16 protein-coding genes and 1 pseudogene are annotated in these 17691 nt (G+C 70.6%); 10 read left to right on the plus strand and 7 right to left on the minus strand.

Annotated features, from left to right (window positions below; all coding sequences use genetic code 11):
* Positions 1 to 80: 80 nt before the first annotated feature.
* The 5 genes from AB0I77_RS29290 to AB0I77_RS29310 all read right to left on the minus strand — a co-directional run bounded on the left by AB0I77_RS29290 (position 81) and on the right by AB0I77_RS29310 (position 4301).
* Complete coding sequence (locus tag AB0I77_RS29290) at positions 81 to 860, minus strand: succinate dehydrogenase iron-sulfur subunit (protein WP_363285714.1); 780 nt, start codon at positions 858 to 860, stop codon at positions 81 to 83.
* Complete coding sequence (gene sdhA / locus AB0I77_RS29295; protein WP_363285715.1) at positions 860 to 2614, minus strand: succinate dehydrogenase flavoprotein subunit; 1755 nt, start codon at positions 2612 to 2614, stop codon at positions 860 to 862. Before sdhA ends, AB0I77_RS29290 begins: the two co-directional genes overlap by 1 nt.
* 19 nt (positions 2615 to 2633) lie before the next feature.
* Positions 2634 to 3122, minus strand: a complete 489-nt coding sequence (locus AB0I77_RS29300) for a succinate dehydrogenase hydrophobic membrane anchor subunit (RefSeq protein WP_363285716.1) — start codon at positions 3120 to 3122, stop codon at positions 2634 to 2636.
* A gap of 5 nt (positions 3123 to 3127) precedes the next feature.
* Positions 3128 to 3508 (minus strand): succinate dehydrogenase, cytochrome b556 subunit, encoded by a 381-nt coding sequence (gene sdhC, locus AB0I77_RS29305; protein WP_363285717.1) that lies wholly within the window; start codon positions 3506 to 3508, stop codon positions 3128 to 3130.
* A 250-nt stretch (positions 3509 to 3758) separates the two neighbouring features.
* Entirely contained in the window at positions 3759 to 4301 is a 543-nt protein-coding gene (locus AB0I77_RS29310; protein ID WP_363285718.1) for a 2-oxo-4-hydroxy-4-carboxy-5-ureidoimidazoline decarboxylase, read from the minus strand.
* A 257-nt stretch (positions 4302 to 4558) separates the two neighbouring features.
* On the opposite strand from AB0I77_RS29310, the gene AB0I77_RS29315 reads away from it, so the two are divergent.
* From AB0I77_RS29315 to AB0I77_RS29330, 4 genes and pseudogenes are all read left to right on the plus strand, one after another.
* Positions 4559 to 6148, plus strand: coding sequence for a glycoside hydrolase family 20 protein (locus AB0I77_RS29315; protein WP_363285744.1), 1590 nt, complete (start codon positions 4559 to 4561; stop codon positions 6146 to 6148).
* A 322-nt stretch (positions 6149 to 6470) separates the two neighbouring features.
* Positions 6471 to 6783: pseudogene (locus AB0I77_RS29320) on the plus strand (hypothetical protein); the annotation flags it as partial.
* A gap of 76 nt (positions 6784 to 6859) precedes the next feature.
* Positions 6860 to 7468 carry a hypothetical protein gene (locus AB0I77_RS29325; RefSeq protein WP_363285719.1) on the plus strand — a complete coding sequence of 203 codons (609 nt, stop codon included), beginning with the start codon at positions 6860 to 6862 and terminating at the stop codon, positions 7466 to 7468.
* Positions 7469 to 7608: 140 nt separating this feature from the next.
* A complete protein-coding gene (locus AB0I77_RS29330) occupies positions 7609 to 8007 on the plus strand; it encodes a hypothetical protein (protein WP_363285720.1) in 399 nt (132 codons plus the stop codon).
* Positions 8008 to 8055: 48 nt separating this feature from the next.
* Here the strand turns inward: AB0I77_RS29330 and AB0I77_RS29335 are convergent, their stop codons facing one another.
* Positions 8056 to 10725: an N-acetylmuramoyl-L-alanine amidase gene (locus AB0I77_RS29335; RefSeq protein ID WP_363285721.1), complete on the minus strand. Its 2670-nt coding sequence runs from the start codon at positions 10723 to 10725 to the stop codon at positions 8056 to 8058.
* 279 nt (positions 10726 to 11004) lie between these two features.
* Here AB0I77_RS29335 and AB0I77_RS29340 point away from each other — a divergent pair, with 279 nt between their 5' ends.
* The 5 genes from AB0I77_RS29340 to AB0I77_RS29360 all read left to right on the plus strand — a co-directional run bounded on the left by AB0I77_RS29340 (position 11005) and on the right by AB0I77_RS29360 (position 15366).
* Positions 11005 to 11427: a hypothetical protein gene (locus AB0I77_RS29340; RefSeq protein ID WP_363285722.1), complete on the plus strand. Its 423-nt coding sequence runs from the start codon at positions 11005 to 11007 to the stop codon at positions 11425 to 11427.
* A gap of 119 nt (positions 11428 to 11546) precedes the next feature.
* Complete coding sequence (locus tag AB0I77_RS29345) at positions 11547 to 12164, plus strand: RNA polymerase sigma factor (protein WP_363285723.1); 618 nt, start codon at positions 11547 to 11549, stop codon at positions 12162 to 12164.
* An 87-nt stretch (positions 12165 to 12251) separates the two neighbouring features.
* Positions 12252 to 13070 carry a hypothetical protein gene (locus AB0I77_RS29350; RefSeq protein ID WP_363285724.1) on the plus strand — a complete coding sequence of 273 codons (819 nt, stop codon included), beginning with the start codon at positions 12252 to 12254 and terminating at the stop codon, positions 13068 to 13070.
* Between the two features lie 542 nt (positions 13071 to 13612).
* Positions 13613 to 14275 carry an RNA polymerase sigma factor gene (locus tag AB0I77_RS29355; protein ID WP_363285725.1) on the plus strand — a complete coding sequence of 221 codons (663 nt, stop codon included), beginning with the start codon at positions 13613 to 13615 and terminating at the stop codon, positions 14273 to 14275.
* The gene (locus tag AB0I77_RS29360; protein ID WP_363285726.1) at positions 14275 to 15366 is read left to right on the plus strand and encodes a hypothetical protein; all 1092 of its coding nucleotides are present in this window, start codon (positions 14275 to 14277) and stop codon (positions 15364 to 15366) included. Before AB0I77_RS29355 ends, AB0I77_RS29360 begins: the two co-directional genes overlap by 1 nt.
* Before the next feature lie 215 nt (positions 15367 to 15581).
* On the opposite strand, the gene AB0I77_RS29365 is transcribed toward AB0I77_RS29360, so the two are convergent.
* A complete protein-coding gene (locus AB0I77_RS29365) occupies positions 15582 to 16469 on the minus strand; it encodes a L,D-transpeptidase family protein (RefSeq protein ID WP_363285727.1) in 888 nt (295 codons plus the stop codon).
* Between the two features lie 293 nt (positions 16470 to 16762).
* Here AB0I77_RS29365 and AB0I77_RS29370 point away from each other — a divergent pair.
* On the plus strand, positions 16763 to 17691 hold a 929-nt coding region (locus AB0I77_RS29370), incomplete at its 3' end, for a methylmalonyl-CoA mutase family protein (protein WP_363285728.1).

Raw genomic sequence — 17691 nt, forward strand, 5'->3', positions numbered from 1 at the left:
TTTTGCGAACCGGCCAAAAACACCAGAGGGCCCTGTTTCCGAAGTGGCGGAAACAGGGCCCTGATGCCAGGTGAGGAAGCTCAGTAACGACGCGTGATAAGCGCCCGCTTCACTTCCTGGATCGCCTTCGTGACCTCGATGCCACGCGGGCAGGCGTCCGTGCAGTTGAACGTCGTGCGGCAGCGCCATACGCCGTCGCGGTCGTTCAGGATCTCCAGGCGCTGCTCGGCCGCCTCGTCACGCGAGTCGAAGATGAAGCGGTGGGCGTTCACGATCGCCGCCGGGCCGAAGTACTGGCCGTCGTTCCAGAAGACCGGGCAGGAGGACGTGCAGGCCGCGCAGAGGATGCACTTCGTCGTGTCGTCGAAGCGCTCGCGGTCCTCCGCCGTCTGGAGGCGTTCCCGCGTCGGCTCGTTCGTGTCCTTCGTGATGAGGAAGGGCATCACGTCGCGGTACGCCTGGAAGAACGGGTCCATGTCCACGACCAGGTCCTTCAGGACCGTCAGGCCCTTTATGGCCTCCACCGTGATCGGCTTCTCGGGACTGAGGTCCTTGATCAGCGTCTTGCAGGCCAGCCGGTTCTTGCCGTTGATCCGCATGGCGTCCGAGCCGCAGATGCCGTGCGCGCAGGAGCGACGGAAGGTCAGCGTGCCGTCCTGCTCCCACTTGATCTTGTGCAGGGCGTCGAGGACGCGTTCCTTCGGGTCGATCTCGATCTGGAAGTCTTCCCAGGTCGCTTCCGCCGAGACCTCGGAGTTGAAGCGGCGGATGCGGAAGGTGGCCGTGATGTACGGGGAGTCGGCGAAGCCGGGCTCGGGCGTGCCGGCCGCGTCCGCCTTGTCCAGGGTCGGGGTTGCCATCAGTACTTACGCTCCATCGGCTGGTAGCGGGTCTGGACGACCGGCTTGTAGTCGAGACGGATTGACTCGGTGCCGTCGTCGCCCACCGCGCGGTACGCCATGGTGTGGCGCATGAAGTTGACGTCGTCGCGGTTGGGGTAGTCCTCGCGGTAGTGACCGCCGCGGGACTCCTTGCGCGCCAGGGCCGACACCGCCATGACCTCGGCGAGGTCGAGCAGGTTGCCCAGCTCGACGGCCTCCAGCAGGTCGGTGTTGAACCGCTTGCCCTTGTCCTGGATCGAGACGTTCAGGTAGCGCTCGCGCAGCTCGGCGATCTTCTCGACCGCGCTCTTGATCGTCTGCTCGGTGCGGAACACCATGACGTTGGCGTCCATGCACTCCTGAAGCTCGCGCCGGATCACCGAGACCCGCTCGGTGCCCTTCGCGTCCCGCAGCCGCTCCACCTGGTCGATCACCAGTCGCGCCGGGTCCTCGGGCAGCTCGACGAAGTCGGCCTTCTGCGAGTACTCGGCGGCGGCGATACCGGCCCGCTTGCCGAACACGTTGATGTCCAGCAGCGAGTTGGTGCCCAGCCGGTTCGCGCCGTGGACCGAGACGCAGGCGACCTCGCCGGCCGCGTACAGACCCGGGACCACCGTCGTGTTGTCGGCGAGCACCTCGCCCTCGACGTTCGTCGGGATGCCGCCCATCGCGTAGTGCGCGGTGGGCTGGATCGGGATCGGGTCCGTGTACGGCTCGATGCCCAGGTAGGTGCGGGCGAACTCGGTGATGTCGGGCAGCTTGGCGTCCAGCTGCTCCGGCGGGAGGTGGGTGAGGTCCAGATAGACGTGGTCGCCCTCGGGGCCGCAGCCACGCCCCTCGCGGATCTCGGTGTAGATCGACCGCGATACGACGTCACGCGAGGCCAGGTCCTTCATCACCGGCGCGTACTTCTCCATGAAGCGCTCGCCGTCCTTGTTGCGGAGGATGCCGCCCTCACCGCGGGCGCCCTCCGTCAGCAGGATGCCCATGCGCCAGATGCCGGTCGGGTGGAACTGGAAGAACTCCATGTCCTCCAGCGGCAGGCCACGGCGGTACACCGCGGCCTGGCCGTCACCGGTCAGGGTGTGCGCGTTCGACGTCACCTTGAAGAACTTGCCGCAGCCGCCGGACGCGTAGATCACGGCCTTCGCCTGGAAGACGTGGATCTCGCCGGTCGCCAGCTCGTACGCCACCACACCGGCCGAGCGCTTGACGCCGTCGACCTCGGTGATCAGCTGGTCCAGGACGTAGAACTCGTTGTAGAACTCCACGCCCTCCTTGACGCAGTTCTGGTACAGCGTCTGGAGGATCATGTGGCCGGTGCGGTCGGCCGCGTAGCAGGAGCGGCGGACCGGGGCCTCGCCGTGGTTACGCGAGTGACCGCCGAAGCGGCGCTGGTCGATGGTGCCGTTCGGGGTGCGGTTGAACGGCAGGCCCATCTTCTCCAGGTCGAGGACCGAGTCGATGGCCTCCTTCGCCAGGATCTCGGCGGCGTCCTGGTCGACCAGGTAGTCACCGCCCTTGACCGTGTCGAAGGTGTGCCACTCCCAGTTGTCCTCCTCCACGTTGGCCAGCGCGGCGGCCATACCGCCCTGCGCGGCGCCCGTGTGGGAGCGGGTGGGGTAGAGCTTGGTCAGCACCGCGGTGCGGCTGCGCTTCGTCGACTCGATGGCCGCGCGCATACCGGCGCCGCCGGCGCCGACGATGACGGTGTCGTACTTGTGGATCTTCATGATTCTCGCAGCCCCGTGCCTAGCGGATGTTCGGGTCGAAGGTGAAGATCACCAGCGTGCCCAGCAGGATGGTGAACACCGTGGCCGTGTAGAGCAGGCCCTTGAGCCACAGCCGGGTGTTCGGGCGCTCCGCGTAGTCGTTGATGATCGTGCGCAGGCCGTTGGCGCCGTGCAGCATCGCGAGCCACAGCATCAGCAGGTCCCAGACCTGCCAGAACGGGGAGGCCCAGCGGCCCGCCACGAAGGCGAAGCCGATCTTCGAGACGCCGCCGTCGAGCACCAGCTGGATCAGCAGGTGGCCGATGACCAGGACGACCAGCACGATGCCGGACAGGCGCATGAACAGCCAGGCGGCCATCTCGAAGTTGCCCCGCGTGGACTTCGGGGTCTTCCTGGTGCGCTGGCGCGGGGCCTCGATGAGGGGCGCCGGGTTGTCTACGGAGTAGACGGACCCGCCCTCGCCCTCGACGGGGCCGATTCCGGACGCGGTCTTTTCGGTGATGGACATGCGCGTCAGCTCCCGAACAGTTCACGAGCGGCGTGGCCGAGGACGGGGTAGATCGCCCCGAGCATCAGCACGACCCACACACCGAGGACGGCCCAGAACATCTGCTTCTGGTAGCGCGGGCCCTTCGACCAGAAGTCGACGGCGATGACACGCAGACCGTTGAGCGCGTGAAAGAGGATGGCGGCGACGAGGCCGTACTCCAACACGGCCACGATCGGCGTCTTGTACGTGGCTACGACGTTGTCGTAGTCCTCGGGAGAGACACGGACGAGCGCGGTGTCCAGGACATGGACGAACAGGAAGAAGAAGATGAGGACGCCGGTGACTCGATGAGCCACCCATGACCACATTCCTTCCCGGCCGCGGTACAGCGTTCCAGCCGGCACGGAAGAACCCTCCGGGAGCGGGGATTGGGGCCGCGCCGGCTTCTGTGTCGGACGGGCCCGGCCGGGTACGGTCCACCGGCCCCCAGCATCCTAGCGAGGCGCTGCCGCTGGGCTTGGCCGGGGTCTGAGGGTGTGATCGATGTGGCACGCGTATGGGTGAGCGTTTGCGGCTTCTGGGGTGGGGTGTGCTGTTATGTGCCGGGTGCGGCGCCGTTGGGGCTGGTCGCGCCCCGCGGCGGAGCCGCAAATGTCACAGCCCCGCGCCCCTGAGGGCATCGATCAATCGCCCTCTTGCAAGGCGGCGGAGTTCCTCTGCCGTGACCACCCGTTCTTCCTCCGGATCGTTTGTCAATCGTGACCGGATGGTTGTCAGGAGGTGGTTGGCCGTCTCTGAGGGGGTGACCCCGTCCAGGCAGATGGCGAACACGTGTCCGAACTTCGTCTCGTACGCCGCGTGCGCCGCGCTCAGTGCCATGTGGGCGGCCGAATACGCGCCCTCCGGCAGCACCGGCAGCGACTCCCCCGCCAGTGCCTCCGCCAGGTCCCCCTGGGTCAGGTCGTACGCCGCCTCGTCGGAGGCGGCCAGGAGGGAGTCCAGGTCTGGGTAGGGGCGGTGGTCGGTGATGCGGCGGGCCCAGTGGTGGCTGCGGAGGCAGGTGAGGAGGGTGTGCTGGATGTCCTCGGCCAGGGCGGTGTTGAAGTGCTCCAGTGGGGCAGGCGAGCCGGGCGTGTCCCCGGTCTGCTCGGGCAGCGAGGGTATGTCTACTTGGCCAGGGAGGTGTGTGGGCGTCACGTGGGTTTCGGCAGGGGGTGATGTGAGATATGTGTCGCCACGTTATCGAGAGAGGACATGACGTGTCCGACGGATGCCTGAATTTCACCCCCACGGGAGAGTTTCAGAACGCGTTGTGGACGCGAGTCGCTCGTCCGAGGGCCTAGGTTGGCGCCGTGAGTCAGCACAGGCGGAGTCAGCAGGGACGAGGCCGGCAAGGGCGCCGGACCTCGATGGATTCGGTGAATTCAGTGACGAGCGCACTGCGGCGGACGTGGGTGGTGATCGTCGCGGTGGTGGTGGTGACGGTCGCGGCCGGGGTGGGTCTCGGGTTGTGGGCCACGGGCGGCGAAGGCGACGACAGCGAGCCCGCGGGGTCGGCGCAGGAGCAGCCCTCCGCCTCGAAGACACCGAGCCCCACCCCCAGCCCGACTCGCTCCTACCCCCTGTCGAAGGCCCCCCGCACCATCCCCGCCGTGGGTGCGCACACGCCGGCGCGCGGTCCCGGGTGGAAGCCGGCCAAGGGCCTGCGGGTCGTCGTGAGCGACGGGGACCTGGCCGACGAGGGGCGGCTCCTCGCCGGTGAGCTGGGGCTGACGTACGCGGGCGAGGCGGACGACGTGCGGGCCGGGGACGTACGGCTGGCGCTCAACGGCGACGAAGGCGCGGATCCGGAGTCGTACACCATGACCGTGCGCGGCGGGCGGGTGACCATCGGCGGGCCCGCGGACGCGGGTGTCTTCTACGGCACGCGCACCCTCAAGCAGGAGGTGCGCGGCGGCGGTACGGCGCCGGAGGGTGTCGTGCGCGACGAGCCGGCCAAGCCGGTGCGCGGGTTCATGCTGGACATCGCGCGCAAGCACTTCACGGCCGACTGGATCGAGGACCGGGTCCGCGAGCTCGGCGACCTGAAGTTCAACCAGCTGGGCCTGCACTTCTCCGACGACCAGGGGTTCCGGATCGAGTCCGACTCCCACCCGGAGATCGTGTCGCGGGAGCATCTGACGAAGGCGCAGGTGAAGGAAATCGTCGACCTCGCGGCCAGTCGGCACATCACCGTCGTGCCCGAGATCGACTCGCCCGGGCATCTGGGTGCGGTGATCGCCGCGCATCCCGATCTCCAGTTGCGCAACGTGCGGGGTTTCGCGACCCGCGGTGCGATCGACATCTCCAAGCCCGAGGCCGCCGAGATCCTCGACGACCTGCTGAACGAGTACGCCGGCCTCTTCCCCGGCGGCCCGTGGCACCTCGGCGGTGACGAGTACCAGGCGCTGGTGGTGTCCGACCCGGAGGCCTCCTACCCGCAGCTCGCCAGTGCCGCCACGGAGGCCTACGGCTCCGGAGCGAGCGTCGCCGACCTCACCACCGGCTGGCTCAACGACCGCGCCGCCACGGTCCGCGCCCACGACAAGAGCCCGCGTGCCTGGAACGACGGCTTCTTCCGGGGTACGTCCGTCCAGCCCGACAAGGACATCCAGGTCGCCTACTGGACGGGCAAGGAGATCGGCGCCCGGCTGCCGACCGAGTATCTGAGCGCGGGCCGGAAGCTGGTCAACTACAACGACGAGTTCCTCTACTACGTCCTCGGACAGCCGCAGACCTTCGTCTATCCGACCGGGCAGCGGATCTACGAGCAGTGGACCCCGCGCGTGGTGCGCGGGACGCAGGCGGTGTCCGCGCGGTACGACGACCAGATCCTCGGCGGGTCCTTCGCGGTGTGGTGCGACCTCGCGAACTCCCAGACCCAGGAGCAGGTCGCGGCCGGGATCCGGATGCCGCTCAGGGCGATGGTGCAGAAGCTGTGGGACTCGGGGACGCCGGAGCTGCCGTGGTCGGAGTTCAGGGCGCTCGCCGACCGGTTGGGCTGAGTCGTCGGACGCGGTGAGTAATCGACTGATCTCTTTGGGTGATATTGCGGCGTGGTCGGTTACAGCGGGGTGCCTGTTGTCGGCGAGGTGTGACTTTGCGCGACCAGAGGATCGTGCCGAGAGAGCTACCCGTCGGGGCACTCGCAGTCGGTGACCGCAGGAGGGCGGACATGCCCTGCCGAGGACTCCGCGCGGCCAGCGAGGCGTAAGACGCGGATCGCCGAGGCAGATCAGCGCACCCTCTGACCCCGAAGACCGCTCGCGGGGCAGCCGGGCATTCCGGGACGCGGCGCCAGGTCAACCTGGCCGCCGTCAGGGGCGGTACGTCATGGACATCGCCTGTGTGCGCTGAAGGCGGCGGCGCCGGACAGTCGCATGTGGACGACTTGTCCGGCCCGCGCCGCCATGGCCAATACCCTCGGGCCGACGCGGACGGGCTGTCCCTGGAGGACTACTTCCTTCAGCCGGAGGACGCCGCCGAGCGGGCCGTCGCCTGGGCGGCGGAGGCGGGGCACGAGGTGAACGCCGGGCCGCTGCTCGACGTACTGACTGTCGACCCTGACCCCGCCGCGGATCTGTTGGCCGAAAACCTCTTCTTCCGCCTCCTCGACCGGCTCGGCGTCGTACCCCAGTGACACTCCCGGTCCGTCGCACGCAGTAAGGGGAAGTGCGGGCTCCGTCAGGGATGACCGCCTGGCGAGGGAGGCGTGGATGAGCCTGGTGGAACTGATCGCTCAGGCCGACGAGCGCGGACTGGCCGCCAGCGGGTTGGCTTGTTTGGACCGGTGCCTGCCTCTGCTGGGCGGTGACGACGAAGTGCTGCGGCCCCTGTGGGCCGGCCTCGCGGAAGGCCAGGACGCCGAGGGCTGGGGCGAGTACCTGGAGCAGGCGCGCGGCAAGCTCGGCGAGGCCGGCCCGGCGGAGTCCGCCGGGGACGAGGCCGCGCTGCTGGCCCGCCGGATGCTCGCCGCCGCCCCCGCCGGGCGCTCCGCCGCCGAGGTGCGGGTGTGGGCCGACGCCTGCTCCGTCGCCTCGCTGCGGATCCACCGGCTCCTCGACCCTGCCGCCCGCCTCCCCGCCGCCGGCGGCCTCGCACAGCACGGCGCCTCCTCGGTCGACGCCGGGAGGGCGGGCCGTACGGACGCCATGTCGCCGCTCGTCGCCGCCGAACTGCGCCGCCAGATCACCGTCCTGGAACTGCTCTCCGAGCACGGCGTGGGCGGACTGCGCCGGGCGCTGGAGGTGTCGACGGAGGGACGGCGCGTGCTGCGCGCGGTGGTGTCGCGCCGGGCACGCGGCGCGCGGGGGCGGAGCGCCTGAGCCGGCCCAAACCCCCGGCCGTGGGCGAGTCCTGTGACCGTCGTGCGGTCGGGGTGGGGCGGTCCTGCACCGGTCCCGGGCACCCCTTCGATCCGGGTGACGAATCCCCGTGCCACCACGCTTTCCCGAACGTGACGACTGTGACGAGGACTCAGACGCCCCCGCCGGAATCCAGGCCCTCGGCTGCCACGAAGCCGGTGCGCTGGGCGGCGGACGCGGTGGTGACCCTGCGCGAGGGGGCGCGGCTGCGGCTCGACTACTCGGCCCAGAGCCTGTGGCGCGTCGACCGGGTGATCGACGGGATACGGCGGGAGCAGACGCCGTACGACGCGGTGCGCAGCGCGCTGCGCGACCTCGGGGCGTACGCCGGTGAGGTGATCGTCCGGCAGACCGGCGCCGAGTGGTGGGCGTCCGGCGGTGACCACTGGATCCGTACGCCCGACGGGCGGCTGTGGGATCCGATCGACGAGGCGCGGCGGTGCTTCGCCGGGGACGGGTCGCTGCGGCTGCTGTGCCGGGACGCGACGGCGGGGAGGTGACCGTCCGGCCGGGGTACGGGCCGGACGGTCACCGTTTCGGGGCGACGGCTACGGCGTCAGCGTCTGGCCCAGGCGGGCCGCCGTCGGCGTGCCCAGGGTCGTCTTGCTGAGGATGGCCGTAGCGGTGTAGCCGAGGCCCGTGCTGTTGCTCGGGAGGTACATGAGGATGCCGTCGCCGGTGTCCTCGCCCTCCACGCCGAACGTCAGGTCGGCGCGGCCGTACCCGGACAGGTCCGACAGGGACACCGCCGAGCCGAACTTGTCGCCGCTCTCGGTGGAGCCGGGAACGCCCGAGGTGTCCTGCGAGACGCCGACCGAGCCGGAGCCGGTGAGGCCGGTGGAGGTGCCCTTGAGGAGAACCGCGTCGCCCGCGTCGGAGCGGTTCACGCCGTCGCGGGTGAGGTCCTCGCCGGGGGCGCCGACGAGGGCGTCCGCGTAGCCGTCGGCGTTGTAGTCACCGACCGACACGGAGGCGCCGAAGGCGTCGTTGGTCTCGTTGCCGCCGGGGACGTACGCCGTGTCCTGGTGGATGACGCTCATGCCGGTGGTGGTGAAGCCCGCCGAGGTGCCCGGGACCATCGTCACCTGGCCGCCCGACATGCCGCCGGACTCGGAGGCGTACGGCTGGCCGATCACGATGTCGTCGTAGCCGTTGCCGTTGACGTCACCGGCGGCGATCGAGCGGCCGCCCTTCACCGAGATCACGCCGACCTTCGTCAGACCGGTCGCCGAGCCCGCGAACCGGACCACGCGGCCTATGCCGCCCGTGTCGCGGTAGTTGAGGGCGACGTCCGCGTAGCCGTCCCGGTTGAAGTCGCCGGTCGCGGCGTCCAGGTAGGCGACCGAGCCGGTGGCGGTGGTGAGCGTGCCGGAGAGGTACTTGCTGCTGCTCAGCCGGACGTTCCAGTTGCCGCCCTTACCGGTGCCGGCGGAGAAGACGTCCGCCTTGCCGTCGCCGTTGAAGTCGCCGACGGCGACGGTGGAGCCGAGCTTGGCGCCGGCCGCCGTCACCCCTGAAGTGGTGTACGAGAAGCCGGTGTCGAGGGCCGGGCCGTACATGACCGTGACCTGGCCGCGGTCGGCGTTGCCGCTGGTGTCGTCCTCGCCGGGGGAGCCGATCGCGAGGTCGGCGTAGCCGTCGCCGTTGACGTCGCCCCACGCGGTGGACGCGCCGAAGTCGTCGCCGGTCTCGGTGGAGCCGGGGACACCGGGGCTGTTCTGCGTGAGCGAGATCTTCGCCGCCGGGACCGGGCCGTCGAGGCCGCCCGGGACCACCCGCACGGTGTTCGCCCTGGGCACGCCCGCGACCAGGTCGTCGATGCCGTCCCGGTTGTAGTCCGAGGTGGCCAGGGCGTGCGAGATGCCCGGCGTCTTGGCGAGCGAGGCGATCTGCGACAGCTTCGGGTACAGGTTCTTGCCGGGGCAGGCCGTGGCGTTGGTGTCCCGGTGGCCGAAGACGCGCGGCAGCGTGATCGAGGTGCCCTGCTCGACGAGGTTGCCGTCCTGGCCCTTCGGGCTGCCGGAGACCAGCGTCACCTTGCCGGTCGGGTCGATGCCGTACATCCCGAACTTCCAGGCCACGATGCGCGCGATGGCGTCGAGGGCGGCGCGGCTCGGCTTGGCGGTCTCGTAGTTGCCGATGTACGAGATGCCGACGGTGTTGGTGTTGAAGCCGACGTCGTGCGCGCCGACCACCGGGAGGTCCATGCCGCCGCTGCGGCCCTCGAAGATCTGGCCGCACTTGTCGACGACGAAGTTGTAGCCGATGTCGTAGTAGCCGCGGGCGAAGTGCTCCTGCTGGATGGAGCGCATCCGGGCCCGGGACTCACCGCAGGACAGGGTGTTGTCGCTGTCCATGCCGGTGTGGTGGATGACGGCGGCCTTGATCTCGGTGCCGTAGCTCGGCGTGCCGTCGTAGTCCGTCGAGGCGCCCCACTCGGCCTGCGTGATGATCGGGGGCTTCACGACCGTCGACGGGCGGGGGGCGGGGATGGTGGAGCTTGGGGAGGGGGAGGCGGTGGCAGTGGGGGAGACCGTGCTGGTGGGGGTCGCCGTCGGGGAGTCGGTCGCGGTCGGTGTGGCCGATTCCGTGGGCGTCCCGGAGGCCGTCTCCGTCGGTGTCGAAGAGTCGGTGGGCGTCGTGGAGTCGGTGGGCGTCGTGGAGTCCGTGGGCGTCGTGGAGTCCGCGGGTGTCGCGGAGTCGGTCGCCGGGTCGCCGGTCTCCGCGGCGTACGCGGCGGGCTCCAGGTCCTGGGAGGCGGTGCCCTTCGGGTCGGTGCCCGGGTCCAGGAGCTTGACGTCCATGCCGGCGGGCTGGCCGGTCGCCTCGGTGCCGTCGGACTTCACCACGCGTACCTGGACGCCGTTGGAGTCTCCGGTCCACAGCGAGGCCGTACCGCCGCGCACGGCGGCCCGCGCGCCCTCCGCGCCGTCGGCCTGGTTCGGATCCTCTTCCAGCTTCTGCCAGCCGGACCACTTGCCGGTCTTCAGGTCCCGGGTGCGCACCTCGGGCGTGCCCTTGGCGTGGGCGTCGGGGTCGTCCCAGGTCAGCAGGAGCGCGCTGAAGCGGTCCGTGCCCTGCTCGGCCAGGCTCTTGCGGCCCGAGCCCTCGCTCTCGAGCTTCAGGGTGTGGACGGACGCAGGGCGGCCCTGCGCCCTGGCGTCGGACGGTGCGGACGGATCCGCCATGGCGTAGGTGGCGATGCCCGCACCGCTCACGATCACCACCCCGGCCGTCAGCCAGGCTCTTCGCCTGAGACTCAGTGGTTTGTACGCATGGGTCGTGCGAGGACTCAACTACCCCACCCCTAGGAAATGGTCACAGAAATGCCACCTGTCACACAGGTGGCATCTACAGAGCGCGCGGAGGGGTGCAGGTGTCACCGAAGGTGTGGCTGTCGTGCCCGGCCGAGGGCTATCTGTGATGTTTCTGTGACGGCGTCCGCTGGGATCAACATGGGCGATTCCAGGGGCGATACGCAGGATCTCAGGGGTGAGATGGCCGACCGCGGTGTGCCGTGCGCGCGCGAGATGCGGCCGTACGCGACGGCGTTCGTCACCCGGGTCACCGCCCGGGGGCGGCTGCCGCTCGACTACTCCGTGGCCAGCCTGCGCGTCGTCGACTTCCTGATCGACGGGCTGCGCAAGGGCGGCACCGAGCCGGAGCGGGTACGCGGCACGCTCTTCGGACTCGGTGCCTACGTCGGGGAGGTGCTGGTGCGGCGCGCGGGCGCGGTCTGGGTGGACCTCGACGCCGGCCAGCGCGCCTACTTCGCCCAGCCGGTCGGGGTGCGGATGCCGGACGGCCGGGTCTGGAGTCCCGTGGGCAAGGTCCACAACCGGTTCGCCACCGGAGGGCCCGAGGAATCGCTCCAGACCTTCTATCTGACCCTGCCCGGGCGGGCCCGGAAGGTGGCCTGAATTCGCGTCCTGTGACACTTCCGGGGCTTCGGACGCTGATCACCTTGGGGGCCGGTGCAACGGCGGCTGTGCCGCACGACGCGGTCCCGCCACGCACTCTGTACGGACGAGGACAGTTTTTGGGCCAGGGACGGGAACCCCGCCGCGCGCAGGCGTACGACGGGGAACTGGGTGCGGCCGTCGCGCTGGCCCAGCAAGGTGACGAGGCCGCTTTCGCGGTCGCCTACCGGATCGTGCAGCCCGGACTGCTCGGGTATCTGCGCGGAATGGTCGGCGACGACGCCGAGGACGTGGCCTCGGACGCCTGGCTGGAAATCGCCCGGGACCTCGGTCGGTTCGTGGGCGACGGCGCCGGGTTCCGGGGCTGGAGCGCGACCATAGCCCGGCACCGGGCGCTGGATCATCTGCGCCGGCTGAAGGTACGGCCCCGGTCGTCGGCGCTGGAACAGGACGTACTGGACCTGCCCGGCCCGAGCAGCACGCACGACCAGGCGCTGGAGGCACTCTCCACGGAGTACGCCCTGGAGCTGGTCCGCGGGCTGCCGCGCGACCAGGCGGAGGCCGTGCTGCTGCGGGTCGTCGTCGGTCTCGACGGGCCCGCCGCCGCGCGCGTCCTCGGCAAGCGGCCCGGCGCGGTGCGCACCGCCGCGTACCGGGGGCTGAAGCGGCTGGCCGGCGAGCTGGGTGATGCGGGTGTGACGGATGAGGGCCCCAGAACGCTGGGTGAGTCGAAATGACGTACGACAACAATCGGTCGCCGACCGGGCCGGACAGGTCGGACAGGTCGAGCAGGTCGGGCAGGAACAGACAGGAACGGACACGGTATGGGTGAGCGGCAGAGCGGCAGCGGGGTCCCCGGCCGTCGGCGTGTGCACCCCGGCGACACCGTGTCCGAAGGATCCGGAGGATGGGGTGCGCCGGCCGACGCCACCCCCGCCCTCGAGGCGCTGCTCGCTGCCGCCCTGCGCGGCGGCCGGCTCGACGCCGACGGCGAGCAGCGGGCCGTGGCCGCCTTCCGGGCCGCCCGGGACGCGAGTGCGCACCGCGCGGTCCGCACCCGGCGCCGGGACGACTGGCGCCCCCGCGCGCGGCGGCGCACCGCACGTTCGGTGAAGGCCACGCTCTCCGTGCTCCTGGGAAGCCTCGCGCTGGGCGGTGTCGCGTTCGCCGCGATCGGTACGACGGGCTCCTCCTCGGACGGCGGCGAGGGCACCCGGACCCGCCCGGACACCTCGGCGAGCGCGGGGCCCTCCGGCTCAGCCTCTCTGCCCTCGGACTCCCGCTCCGCCGCCGCGCCCTCGGACCGGCCGGACAGCGCCAAGGACACGCAGGCCCACTGCCGCGCGTACGAGAAGGTCGGGGGCCGCGGCAAGGCGCTCGACGCGACGGCCTGGCAGCGGCTGGTGGCGGCCGCGGGCGGCGAGGCGAAGGTCGGTTCCTACTGCGCCGGGCAACTGGCGGGGACGGCGAAGCCCGAAAGCAGGCCGAGCCGGCCGGCGAAGCCCGCGACGCCCGGAGCTCACACGAAACCCGCACGGCCTACGACGCCGCCCGCGGAGCCCGCCAAGCCCACCCAGGCCCAGACCGCTGGAGGCGCCGGCAGCGATCAAGGGGCCGACAAGGCCAAGGGGAACAACCCGTAGGTGCCGTCGAGGCGGGCGTGAGGCCGGGCGAGTTCTCCGCGGAGGCGGCCCGCCGCACCGGTGCCGATATGTTCCGTTGTGTTCCGTCCGACCCCGCCGATCATCGGGGGGATCTTCGGCGGCGCCCGGGTCGACCTCGGCATCGAGGACTGTCGGCGGTGATCACTGAGGAGATCGACAGCGTGGCCGCCGCCCGGTACGTCTCAGCTCAGAGCCGTAGAACCGCGGAGACGACCGGGGCCGCCACCCCCCACAGGAGAGGCCCCGGCCGTCGCGCGGTACGGGCCGCGCGGCGGCCCGTACTCTCTACAGCGCCATGACTGCGTTTTGTGTCACACCTCGCCCTGCCCCGTGCCGCATCACAAGGTAGTTGCAGCTTGTACGTATCTTGTGCGGACATGGACGAGCAGCGGTTTCAGGTCGTAACGTGCCTTTCGCGCCAGGCGGCAGTTGCGTGATCATCGCAAGCATCGAAGACTCGAAAACCAGTGACGGCTCGAAGCCGCGACCATCGACTCGACCATCTATCGAGGTAGCAACGGGTGTTGGGGGACGACGCGGAGCTGACGGCCGCGGTGCTTGCGGCACAGTCCGGGGACGAGACCGCGTTCCGGACCGTGTACCGCGCCGTGCAACCGCGGCTGCTCGGGTACGTACGGACGCTGGTCGGCGACCCGGACGCGGAGGACGTCGCGTCCGAGGCCTGGTTGCAGATAGCCCGTGACCTGGAGCGGTTCAGCGGTGACGCGGACCGCTTCCGCGGCTGGGCCGCCCGGATCGCCCGCAACCGCGCGCTGGACCACATACGCATGCGCGGGCGCCGCCCCGCGACGGTCGGCGACGAGACGGAGCTGACCGGCAAGGCCGCCGAGTCCGACACCGCGGGCGAGGCCATCGAGGCCCTGGCCACCGACACCACGCTGTCCCTCATCGCCCGGCTCCCGCAGGACCAGGCCGAAGCCGTCGTGCTGCGCGTGGTGGTGGGCCTCGACGCGAAGAGCGCGGCCGAGACGCTCGGCAAGCGCCCGGGTGCCGTACGGACGGCCGCGCACCGCGGTCTGAAACGGCTCGCCGAACTCCTCGAGGACGATCCGGAATCGGCCAGTGCGCTCGGCGCCCTGCCGCCCCAGCGAGAACCGCGCGACCGCGCGGTGACGTCCGCCAGTGTGACGCATACCCATGCGCGGACGCAGAAGGACATGTGATGGCCGACGAGCAGCACAGGTGGCTGGACCGCGAAACGGCGGAGCGTCTGCTGAGCGGAGAGTCACTCGAAGCCGTCGACGCGGACGCCCGCGACCAGGCCGAACGGCTCGCCAAAACCCTGGACGCGCTCTCCGCGGAACCCATGCCGAGCAGAGCCGAACTCCCGGGCGAGGCCGCCGCGTTGGCCGCCTTCCGCAAGGCGCGCGCGGACCGCACGGACCGCACGGATCGCGCGGACGACCGGGTCGCTGAGCGGGCCGGCCACCACACCCGCTCCCCTTCCTCCCCTTCCCCGGATTCCTCGAAGTCCTCGGATCTCTCCGACGCCGGTCTCGTCCGCATCGGGAGCCCGGACCGGCGCGACCCGCGCCCCCGCCGCCGTACCGTGCGCCTGGGACTGGCCGCCGCGCTCGCCATCGGCATGGTCGGCTCAGTCGCCGTCGCGGCCGGAACCGGAATGCTGCCGACGCCGTTCGGCAAGCACGAACCGGAGCCCGCCGCCTCGGTCTCGGGCGCGCCGACACCGAACCCGAACCACCCGCTCGTCTCGCCGACACCGAGGACCCCGGAGAGCGAGCCCACCCCCGACGGCGCCACGGGCGGCAACGAGGGCCAGGGCACCTCACGCGACACGGCCCGCAAGGGCTCCTCGCCGAACACCGGCACGGGCCCGGGGACCGGCACCGGTTCCGGCCCGGAGGAACGGGGCAACCGCCCCGGCAGCACGTGGCGCGGAGCCATCGCGGCCTGCCGTGACGTACGCGACGACAAGGGGCTGGCCGCCGGCCGCCGCCGTGTCCTGGAGGGCGCGGCGGGCGGTTCCGCGCGCGTGGACACGTACTGCAAGGGCGTGCTGGCCGACTCCGACTCCCACTCCGACTCCACCTCCGCCGACAAGGGCGGCAAGGGCGGCTCCGGGCAGGACGGCGACCAGAACGAGGGCGCCGCGGGTGGCAAGGGCGCCGACGACGGCCGAGGCGAGGCCGGTACCGGCCACAACAACGGCGCCCCGTACCTGGCCCCCCGCGGCAACTTCGGCTACGACACCCACGCCGACGCACCGCACCCCGTACGCTACCCGCGCTTTTGACCTGCGGGTTTTCAGCTCATGGAAATTATCCGGCCGAGGGTGTGACGTTTTCGGCCGCCGAGCCGCAGTAATGAGTGAGCCGACTGGTCATCGGCCGTCGCACAGAGCCGGGGTTCCCCCCGTACTCAGGCTCGTGCACCTTGGCGCGGGCGGGACACGTTCCCCCGGTCCCGCCCGCGCCCCGCACATCTCCTCGCGCGTCTCCCCTTCGGGTGTCACCAGGACACGACGACCTTGTCGCCGTCGCGGACCTGCGCGTACAGCTCCGCTATCGCCCCCTCGTCCCGTACGTTGACGCAGCCGTGCGAGGCACCGGCGTAGCCGCGGGCCGCGAAGTCGGACGAGTAGTGCACGGCCTGGCCGCCGCTGAAGAACATCGCGTACGGCATCGGCGAGTCGTACAGCGTCGACACGTGATGGCGGGACTTCCAGTAGACGCTGAAGACGCCCTCGCGCGTGGGCGTGTACTGCGAGCCGAAGCGCACCGACATCGTCGACACCGTCCGCCCGTCGATCATCCAGCGCAGGGTCCGGCTCGACTTGTCGATGCACAGCACCCGCCCGGTCAGGCAGCGCGGGTCCGGCGCGGCGGCCGGCTGCCCGCCCATCAGATACAGCTCCCACTGCCCCGGCTCGCGCGTCATCCGCACCAGCCGCTGCCAGGTCACGGTGTCGGCCTCGCCCGTCTTCGGCAGCCCGCGCTTGCCCTGGAAGCCCCTGACCGCCCGCTCCGTCAGATCGTCGTACGTCCCCGTCGGCCCGTCGAAGAGCCAGGCGACCTGGCGCAGCCGGGCCTGGAGCTCACGGATGTCCCGGCCGCTGTCGCCGCGCGACCACAGGACGGCGGGGGCAGGCTCGGCCGGCGGCGCGCTCGGTCTGTCGTCGGTCGGGTCGGCCGAGGCCGAGGGGGCCGAGGACACAGAGGGAGCCGGGGGAGCCGGGGGAGCCGGAGGAGTCGAGCGAGGCGAGGCATCCGGCGACGGGGCGCTGCTCTGAATGTCGATGTGCACCGGCGGGCGATGCTTCCCGTCCCCGTCCGAGGCCTGCACCGTGCAGCCGCAGGCCGTGGCCAGGGCCAGCAGCGCGACGATCGATCTCCCCATGCCCGTCATGCCCCTGATACGCATTGCGGATCCCCGTCGTCTCACCGATGCGCTCCGATGTCCCCTGGCATGTCCCTGGCCTGTCGCCTGACATGTCCCCCCTGAAACGTTCCCCTGAATGACTGTCGGCGAACGGCGCGGCATTGTTGTGACCGAGGCCGCAACAATGCTGTGAGCAAGGTCCCAGCGTGCTCCCGCTGCACGGGGTGCACGCCCACAGCTACAGTCCGTCGAAGGGTCGGGCCGTACTAGCTGGTAACTGGCAGTAACTGCTGAGCGGGAGGCAATGCACCATGGCGCGTGAGTCGGAGTCCGGGCTGCCCATCGAGCCGGTGTACGGGCCGGAGACCCTGGAGGGCTGGGACCCCGCCGAGAAGCTGGGCGAGCCGGGGTCGTATCCCTTTACGCGTGGCGTCTATCCCTCGATGTACACGGGCCGTCCCTGGACGATGCGGCAGTACGCCGGTTTCGGTACGGCGACGGAGTCGAACGCCCGTTACAAGCAACTGATCGCCAACGGCACGATGGGCCTGTCGGTGGCTTTCGATCTGCCGACCCAGATGGGCCACGACTCGGACGCGCCGATCGCGAGCGGCGAGGTCGGCAAGGTGGGCGTGGCGATCGACTCGATCGACGACATGCGGGTGCTGTTCGGCGGGATCCCGCTGGACAAGGTGTCGACGTCGATGACGATCAACGCTCCGGCGGCGCTGCTGCTGCTCCTGTACCAACTGGTGGCGGAGGAGCAGGGTGTCGGCGCGGACCAGCTGACGGGCACGATCCAGAACGACGTGCTGAAGGAGTACATCGCGCGGGGCACGTACATCTTTCCGCCGAAGCCGTCGCTGCGGCTGATCGCGGACATCTTCAAGTACTGCAAGGCCGAGATCCCGAAGTGGAACACGATCTCGATCTCGGGTTATCACATGGCGGAGGCGGGCGCGTCCCCGGCGCAGGAGATCGCGTTCACGCTGGCGGACGGGATCGAGTACGTGCGCACGGCGGTCGCGGCCGGTATGGACGTCGACGACTTCGCGCCGCGCCTGTCGTTCTTCTTCGTGTCCCGTACGACGATCCTGGAGGAGGTCGCCAAGTTCCGTGCCGCGCGCCGGATCTGGGCGAAGGTGATGCGGGAGGAGTTCGGGGCGAAGAACCCGAAGTCGCTGATGCTGCGTTTCCATACGCAGACGGCGGGGGTGCAGCTGACCGCCCAGCAGCCCGA

The sequence above is a fragment of the Streptomyces sp. NPDC050619 genome (genome assembly GCF_040654815.1).
In the GTDB taxonomy this organism is placed as follows: Bacteria; Actinomycetota; Actinomycetes; order Streptomycetales; family Streptomycetaceae; genus Streptomyces.